Source organism: Isoptericola sp. NPDC060257, assembly GCF_042726645.1.
Lineage (GTDB): Bacteria > Actinomycetota > Actinomycetes > Actinomycetales > Cellulomonadaceae > Isoptericola > Isoptericola nanjingensis.
Map to the genome: position 1 here is coordinate 1 of NZ_JBHXAW010000220.1, position 7,740 is coordinate 7,740.

Consider the following 7,740-nt stretch of genomic DNA (forward strand, 5'->3'; position numbering starts at 1 on the left):
CCCTCTCGCCCTCCCTCGGCTGGGTCAGAAGTCCCAGTCGTCGTCCTCGGTGGCCACGGCCTTGCCGATGACGTACGACGAGCCCGACCCGGAGAAGAAGTCGTGGTTCTCGTCGGCGTTCGGCGACAGCGCGGCGAGGATGGCCGGGTTCACGGCCGTGTCCTCCTTGGGGAACAGCGCCTCGTAGCCCAGGTTCATGAGGGCCTTGTTGGCGTTGTACCGCAGGAACGCCTTGACGTCCTCGGTGAGGCCGAGCTCGCCGTACAGCGCGTCGGTGTACTCGACCTCGTTCTCGTACAGCTCGAAGAGCAGCTCGAACGTGTAGGCCTTGAGCTCGTCCTGCTCGGTCTGGCTGACCTGCGCCAGGCCCTTCTGGTACTTGTAGCCGATGTAGTACCCGTGCACGGCCTCGTCGCGGATGATGAGGCGGATGAGGTCGGCCGTGTTCGTGAGCTTGGCGCGGCTGGACCAGTACATCGGCGCGTAGAAGCCGGAGTAGAACAGGAACGACTCGAGCATCGTCGAGGCGACCTTGCGCTTCAGCGGGTCGTCGCCCCGGTAGTAGTCGAGCACGATCTCGGCCTTGCGCTGCAGGTGCGGGTTCTGCTCCGACCAGGCGAACGCCTCGTCGATCTCCCGCGTCGAGATCAGCGTCGAGAAGATCGACGAGTAGCTCTTGGCGTGCACCGACTCCATGAACGCGATGTTGGTGTACACCGCCTCCTCGTGCGGGGTCAGCGCGTCGGGGATGAGGGACACCGCGCCGACCGTGCCCTGGATGGTGTCCAGCAGCGTGAGGCCGGTGAACACGCGGGTGGTCATGAGCCGCTCGGCGTCGGTGAGCGTGTGCCACGACTGGATGTCGTTCGACACCGGCACCTTCTCCGGCAGCCAGAAGTTGCCGACCAGGCGGTCCCAGACCTCGAGGTCCTTCTCGTCCTGCAGCCGGTTCCAGTTGATCGCACTCACGCGATCGATGAGCTTGAGCTTCCCCGTGGGCGCCATCTCTGTCTCTTCCCCGAATTCCTGATAGTTGCTCGACGCGGTCACAGCATGCAGCTGACGCAGCCCTCGATCTCCGTGCCCTCGAGGGCCATCTGACGGAGACGGATGTAGTACAGCGTCTTGATCCCCTTGCGCCAGGCGTAGATCTGGGCGCGGTTGACGTCGCGCGTCGTCACCGTGTCGGGGAAGAACAGCGTCAGCGACAGGCCCTGGTCCACGTGCTGCGTCGCGGCGGCGTAGGTGTCGATGATCTTCTCGTAGCCGATCTCGTACGCGTCCTGGTAGTAGTCCAGGTTGTCGTTCGTCATGTACGGCGCCGGGTAGTACACGCGACCGAGCTTGCCCTCCTTGCGGATCTCGATCTTGGCGGGCACCGGGTGGATCGACGACGTCGAGTTGTTGATGTAGCTGATCGAGCCGGTGGGCGGCACGGCCTGGAGGTTCTGGTTGTAGATGCCGTGCTCCATGACCGAGGCCTTGAGCGCGCGCCAGTCGTCCTGCGTCGGGATGGCGACGCCGGCCTCCGCGAAGAGCCGCGCGACGCGCTCGGTCGCCGGCTTCCACTCGCCGTCGGTGTACTTGTCGAAGTACTCGCCGGTGGCGTACTTGGAGTCCTCGAACCCGCCGAACGCCTTGCCGCGCTCGATCGCGAGGCGGTTCGACGCCGCGATCGCGTGGTACGCGACCGTGTAGAAGTAGAGGTTCGTGAAGTCGACGCCCTCGTCGGAGCCGTAGTAGATCCGCTCGCGGGCGAGGTAGCCGTGCAGGTTCATCTGCCCGAGGCCGATGGCGTGGCCGAGCTCGTTCGCGCGACGGATCGACGGGACCGACTCGATGCTCGTCTGGTCGGAGACGGCGGTCAGCGCGCGGATCGCGGTGTCGATCGTCTTGGCGAAGTCCGGCGAGTCCATCGTCTTCGCGATGTTCAGCGAGCCGAGGTTGCAGGAGATGTCGCGGCCCACGTGGTCGTAGGACAGGTCCTCGTGGAACGTCGACGGCGTCGACACCTGCAGGATCTCCGAGCACAGGTTCGAGTGGGTGATGCGGCCCTTGATCGGGTTCGCCGCGTTCACGGTGTCCTCGAACATCACGTACGGGTAGCCGGACTCGAACTGCAGCTCCGCGATCGTCTGGAAGAAGTCGCGGGCCTTGATCGTCGTCTTCGTGATGCGGTCGTCGGCGACGAGCTCGTCGTACTTCTCCGAGATCGAGATGTCGGCGAACGGCTTGCCGTAGACGCGCTCGACGTCGTACGGGCTGAACAGGTGCATGTCCGCGTTCTGCTTGGCCAGCTCGAACGTGACGTCGGGGATGACGACGCCGAGGGAGAGCGTCTTGATGCGGATCTTCTCGTCCGCGTTCTCCCGCTTGGTGTCGAGGAACCGCATGATGTCGGGGTGGTGTGCGTGCAGGTACACCGCGCCGGCGCCCTGGCGCGCCCCGAGCTGGTTGGCGTACGAGAAGGAGTCCTCGAGCAGCTTCATCACGGGGATGACGCCGGACGACTGGTTCTGGATGTGCTTGATCGGCGCGCCGTGCTCCCGGACGTTGCTGAGCAGCAGCGCCACGCCGCCGCCGCGCTTGGAGAGCTGCAGGGCGGAGTTGATGCCGCGCGCGATGGACTCCATGTTGTCCTCGATGCGCAGCAGGAAGCAGGACACGGGCTCGCCGCGCTGCGCCTTGCCCACGTTGAGGAAGGTCGGGGTCGCCGGCTGGAACCGTCCGGAGACGACCTCCTCGACGATGTCGCGCGCGACCTGCTCGTCGCCGTCGGCGAGGCCGAGCGCGACCATCGAGACGCGGTCCTCGAAGCGCTCGAGGTACTTCTTCCCGTCGAACGTCTTCAGCGTGTACGACGTGTAGTACTTGAACGCGCCGAGGAACGACTCGAACTGGAAGTCCTTCGAGTACGCGAGCCGGAACAGCTCCTTGACGAAGGCGCGCGAGTACTTCTCGAGGACCGCCGGGTCGTAGTACTTGTTCTCGATCAGGTAGTCGAGCTTCGCGTCGAGCGTCTCGAACTGGATCGTGTTCGGCAGCACGTGCTGCTCGAAGTAGGCGGTGGTGGCCTCGCGGTCCTTCTCGAACTGGATCCGGCCGTCCGCGCCGTACAGGTTCAGCATCGCGTTGAGGGCGTGGTAGTCGAGCTGCACGCCCTGCAGCGGCACGGGGGTGGCCCCCGCGAGCTCCGGGTCCGTCGTCGAGCTCACGCCGAGATCAGTGACTGTCGTTGCCAAAATCGTCCCAATCCGTCACGGACGCGCGTGGCGTCCTCAGCCGTCCCCAGGAGTTCGAAGGCGTACAGGTAGGGCACCTGGCACTTCGCGGAGATGATGTCGCCGGCGATGCAGTAGGCAGCGCCGAAGTTGGTGTTCCCCGCGGCGATGACGCCGCGGGCGAGCGACCGGTTGTGCGGGTCGTTGAGGAACTCGCGCACGCGCCGTGGCACCGCGCCGCCCTCGTTGCCCCCGCCGTAGGTCGGGACCATGAGCACGTAGGGCTCGGTCACCGTGAGGAAGCCGTCCTGCTTGCGCACCGGGATCCGGTGCACGGACATGCCGAGCTCCTCGAGCCCGAGACGCTGGACGAACCGGTGGGTGTTCTCCGACACGCTGGAGAAGTAGACGAGAGAACTCATGTTCAGCCTCCCCCCGGATGCTGCTACCAGGCCGACGCGCTGCGTCGAGGAACACGCACGGCGCCCCGGGTCGGGTGTCGAAGCCCGGGGCGCCGGCCGTTCGTGGGGTGCGGGGCCGCGGCCTGCGGGCCCCGCGTCCTGTCGAGTCTGTGCCGAGGTGCGCGTCAGGCCGAGACGGCCTGCTGCGCCGCGACCGCGGCGATCTGGTCCGGGCGGAAGCCCGACCTGTGGGTGTCGCCGGCGACGACGACCGGGGCCTGCAGGTAGCCGAGCCCGCGGACCATCTCGAGCGCCTCGGCGTCCTGCGTGATGTCGACCACCGAGTACTCGACACCCTTCCGGTCGAGGGCGCGGTAGGTCGCGTCGCACTGCACGCAGGCCGGCTTGCTGTAGACCGTGATGCTCATGTGTCTCTCCCTCTCTGCGCTCCCCGCCGGGGGGCTTCGTCCGACCGGTGTCGCGACCCTGCGAGCCGGTCCCCTCGACGGGCCTCGAAAGGGCCCGGACCAGGGATGACGCCCGTGGAACTACGCCGGTGTGCTTTGTTCGAAGGGCTGTGCGCCCCGCGTGCTCCAAACACTACACCTAGTGGTCGGGGCGCGCGCGGGGCCGACATCTTGTGGTTGACACGGCTGTCATTCGTCGAACACCCCTCGCCTCGCACCCTCTCTCACAGCGTCCCACGGGGGTCCGACAGCCCTCGTCCACAGGGCGCACGGCGCGCCGTCAACACCGCCTCGGGCCGACCTTCCGCAGCACCGTGCGGATCTCGTCCGGATGTCCACAGGCGGTGGGCGACGGGCGTCCACAGCGTGTGCGCGACGACGCGTCCCCGCGCTGCGGGGCCCCGGTCCGGCCGACCCTCGAGCTCCCGCCCGGGAAGGGTCCGGCAGATCGGACATTCCCGGCGCGGAGCCGGCCGAAAACTCGTCGACGTCATCGGCGTGTCGCGCGCGGTGGTGTGTCGCACACCCGCGGGCGACCGTCAGTCGACGGCGCGCCACCCGGCGGGGTCGACGCCGCCCGGCACCGCCGTCGCCGGGTCGTACGGCGTGCGGGTGAGGTGGAAGGTGCCGACGTCGAGGGCCTCCGCGGGCGTGCCGGTCGCGACGGGCCGCAGCCGTTCCCCCCGCCAGTAGCCGCCCGCCACGCCGACCCAGCCGCCGCCGGGCGCGGGCCCGAACACCGTGCTCCGGCCGTCCAGCGCGCTCAGGTCCAGGCAGCCGTCGGGGCGCACGGACAGCGTGTACGCCATCGGGCCCCAGTACCAGGTCCCGGCCAGCGCCAGGGCGCCGGGATCGGCGGGGCCGGCGGGGGCGGAGACGGGGACGGGAGCCGGCCCGTCCAGGAGGTCGAGCAGGAAGGACGCGTCGCCGAACCCGGCGGTCGAGCTGCCGCAGACGGCGACGACGTCGCCCGTCGCGGGGTCCGCGCGCAGCGTCGCGGTGAACCCCGGCACCGAGCCGCCGTGGCCCACCGTGCGCCGGTCGGGGCGCCCCTCGTCACCCTGCGCGTGGTGCACGGACACGCCCAGCCCCCACGCGGACGTGAACGGCACGTCGTCGTCGACCACCGCCCGTGGCACCGCCATCCGGCGCCGCCACGCGAGCGGGAGCACGTCGTCTCCGGCGGCGTCACCGGCGGCGCCGCCCGCGCCCACCAGCCACGACCCGAACCGCACCAGGTCCGACGGGGTCGACCACACCTCCCCCGCCGGCCCCATCGCACCGTAGGCGGCCACGGGCTCGACGAGGACGCGGTCGGCGTCGGGGTGCACGGCGTACCCGACGGCGGACTCCCCCGACGGCGTCCGCCCGGTGCTCGTCATGCCCAGCGGCGCCCAGACCTCGTCGCGCAGGACGGCGTCCCACGACCGGCCGTGCGCCTCCTCGAGCAGCCGCCCCAGCACCGCGAAGCCCACGTTCGAGTAGTGGTGCCGCTCCCCCGGCTCCCACAGCGGCTCGACGCCGGACGCGACGAGCCCGTCCCACGGCCCCGCGCCGTGCCGCTCCCACCACGGCCCCGGCGGCTCGGCCGGCAGGCCCGCGGTGTGCGTGAGCAGCTGGGCGACCGTGGCGTCCGGGGCGGGGGCGTCCGCGAGATGGCGCCCCACCGGGTCGTTCAGGCCGAGCCGCCCGGCGGCCACCAGCCGCAGCACGGCCACGGCCGTCATGGGCTTGGTGATCGACCCGATCCGGAACGCCGTGCCCGGGCCGGACGGCGCCCAGCCGGCCGTGCCGGTCCACGCCACCTCGCCGGCGCGCCCCACCGCGGCGGACAGGGCCGGCACCCGACGCTCCCTGCACCGCGCGCGCAGCGCGGCGTCGAACCGGGCGGCTTCGTCCGGCGTGGGGGTGGGCGACAGGTCGGGGCGCGCGGCGGTCATGCCCGCACGGTAGTGCCGAACAGGCGGTTGACATCGCAATCGCGGTCTCGAGACCTCGATCACGGCGTCAACCGCCTGTGCGGCAGGGCCGGGTGCCCGTCAGCGGGAGACGGCGGCGGTGACCGGCGGCACCTCGCCGGAGGTCACCAGCCGGCGGTACCAGTGGGCGGAGTCCTTCCAGGTGCGCTCGCCCGTCGGGTAGTCGACGTGCAGGATGCCGAAGCGCTTGGAGTAGCCGTAGCCCCACTCGAAGTTGTCCATGAGCGACCACGCGAAGTAGCCGCGCACGTCCGCGCCCGCGTCGCGTGCGGCGCCCACGGCCTCGACGTGGTCGTGCAGGTAGGCCACGCGGCGGTCGTCGTGCACGCGGCGCTCGCCGTCGTCGACCACGAGCTCGTCGTCGAAGGCGGCGCCGTTCTCGGTGACCGCGAGCGGCAGGCCCGGGTACGTCCGGTGCAGCCGCAGCAGGAGGTCGGTGAGCCCCGAGGGCTCGATGTTCCAGCCCATCGCCGTGTACGGGCCGGGCTGCTCGGCGAACTCGACGTCGGTGACGCCGATCCACGGGCTGTGGCTCGACGCACCGTGGCCGTCGTTCTCCGACCGCTCCCCGTCCCCGTCGAACCGCCGCACGGTGACCGTCGAGTAGTAGTTCACGCCGAGGACGTCGAGGGGCTGGCGGATCCGCTCGAGGTCGCCGTCGCGGACGAACGACCAGTCGGACACGTGCGCGGTGTCGGCGAGCAGGTCGTCGGGGTACGCGCCGTCGAGGATCGGACCGAGGAACGCCCGGTTGGCGAGCGCGTCGATCTTCCGGACGGCGTCGGCGTCTCCCTCGGACGCCGCGTCCGCCGGCCGGATCGCGTGCAGGTTCAGGGTGATCGACACCTGCGCGCCCGGCAGCACCTCGCGGATCGCCTGCGCGGCGAGCCCGTGCGCCAGGTTGAGATGGTGGACGGCTGCGAGCGCCGCGGCGGGCTCGGTGCGGCCGGGCGCGTGGACGCCGGAGCCGTACCCCAGGTAGGCGGAGCACCACGGCTCGTTGAGGGTGGTCCAGGCCTCGACGCGGTCGCCGAGCTCGGCGGCCATGTGCCGGGCGTACTCGGCGAAGGCGTACGACGTCTCCCGGTTCGCCCAGCCGCCGGCGTCCTCGAGCTCCTGCGGCAGGTCCCAGTGGTAGAGCGTGACGAACGGCCGGATGCCGCGCTCGCGCAGCGCGTCCAGCAGGTCGCGGTAGAACGCGACGCCCTCGGGGTTGAGAGGGCCGCTCCCGCCGGGCTGCACGCGCGACCACGAGATCGACAGGCGGTAGGCGCCGACGCCGAGCCGGTCGAGGTGGTCCACGTCCTCGGCCCAGCGGTGGTAGTGGTCGCACGCGACGTCGCCGGTGTCGCCGTCGCGGGTGCGCCCGGGGGTGTGGGAGTACGTGTCCCAGATGGACGGCCCGCGACCGCCCTCGGCGGCGGCGCCCTCGATCTGGTAGGCCGCGGTCGCGGTGCCCCACAGGAAGTCGGCGGGGAACGTGCGGGCGGCGATCGCCTCGCCGACCGTCTCGGTCGCGGCGGCCGTGGACGTGCTGGTCATGGTTCTCGGTCCTCGATCCTGGGGGGTCATGGCGGGTGGCAGAGGAGCGTGGGAGCGCTTCCACACTCCCGTCAGTGTAGGTCACGGGATGGGGCCGGACCCGGAGGACGTCGCGGTCGAGCACGCGGTC

General features: G+C 70.6%; 6 protein-coding genes. All 6 read right to left on the bottom strand.

The genetic code is table 11. From position 1 onward, the window contains the following. Window positions 1–24: 24 nt before the first annotated feature. Complete coding sequence (gene nrdF / locus ACFWEK_RS16155; RefSeq protein ID WP_430548374.1) at window positions 25–1,005, bottom strand: class 1b ribonucleoside-diphosphate reductase subunit beta; 981 nt, start codon at window positions 1,003–1,005, stop codon at window positions 25–27. Between the two features lie 41 nt (window positions 1,006–1,046). Next, window positions 1,047–3,173 carry a class 1b ribonucleoside-diphosphate reductase subunit alpha gene (nrdE, locus tag ACFWEK_RS16160; protein WP_430554689.1) on the bottom strand — a complete coding sequence of 709 codons (2,127 nt, stop codon included), beginning with the start codon at window positions 3,171–3,173 and terminating at the stop codon, window positions 1,047–1,049. 38 nt (window positions 3,174–3,211) lie between these two features. Next, entirely contained in the window at window positions 3,212–3,643 is a 432-nt protein-coding gene (gene nrdI / locus ACFWEK_RS16165; RefSeq protein WP_430548373.1) for a class Ib ribonucleoside-diphosphate reductase assembly flavoprotein NrdI, read from the bottom strand. Window positions 3,644–3,807: 164 nt separating this feature from the next. After that, a complete protein-coding gene (gene nrdH / locus ACFWEK_RS16170; protein ID WP_430554686.1) occupies window positions 3,808–4,050 on the bottom strand; it encodes a glutaredoxin-like protein NrdH in 243 nt (80 codons plus the stop codon). Window positions 4,051–4,628: 578 nt separating this feature from the next. After that, entirely contained in the window at window positions 4,629–6,029 is a 1,401-nt protein-coding gene (locus ACFWEK_RS16175; protein ID WP_430554687.1) for a serine hydrolase domain-containing protein, read from the bottom strand. A 99-nt stretch (window positions 6,030–6,128) separates the two neighbouring features. Beyond that, entirely contained in the window at window positions 6,129–7,610 is a 1,482-nt protein-coding gene (locus tag ACFWEK_RS16180) for a GH1 family beta-glucosidase (RefSeq protein ID WP_430554688.1), read from the bottom strand. Window positions 7,611–7,740 lie beyond the last annotated feature (130 nt).

Bases quoted from the DNA above. Each gene is read 5' to 3' on its own strand.
- nrdF (WP_430548374.1), bottom strand. From the start codon at position 1,005: ATGGCGCCCACGGGGAAGCTCAAGCTCATCGATCGCGTGAGTGCGATC.
- nrdI (WP_430548373.1), bottom strand. From the start codon at position 3,643: ATGAGTTCTCTCGTCTACTTCTCCAGCGTGTCGGAGAACACCCACCGG.
- nrdH (WP_430554686.1), bottom strand. From the start codon at position 4,050: ATGAGCATCACGGTCTACAGCAAGCCGGCCTGCGTGCAGTGCGACGCG.
- ACFWEK_RS16175 (WP_430554687.1), bottom strand. From the start codon at position 6,029: ATGACCGCCGCGCGCCCCGACCTGTCGCCCACCCCCACGCCGGACGAA.
- ACFWEK_RS16180 (WP_430554688.1), bottom strand. From the start codon at position 7,610: ATGACCAGCACGTCCACGGCCGCCGCGACCGAGACGGTCGGCGAGGCG.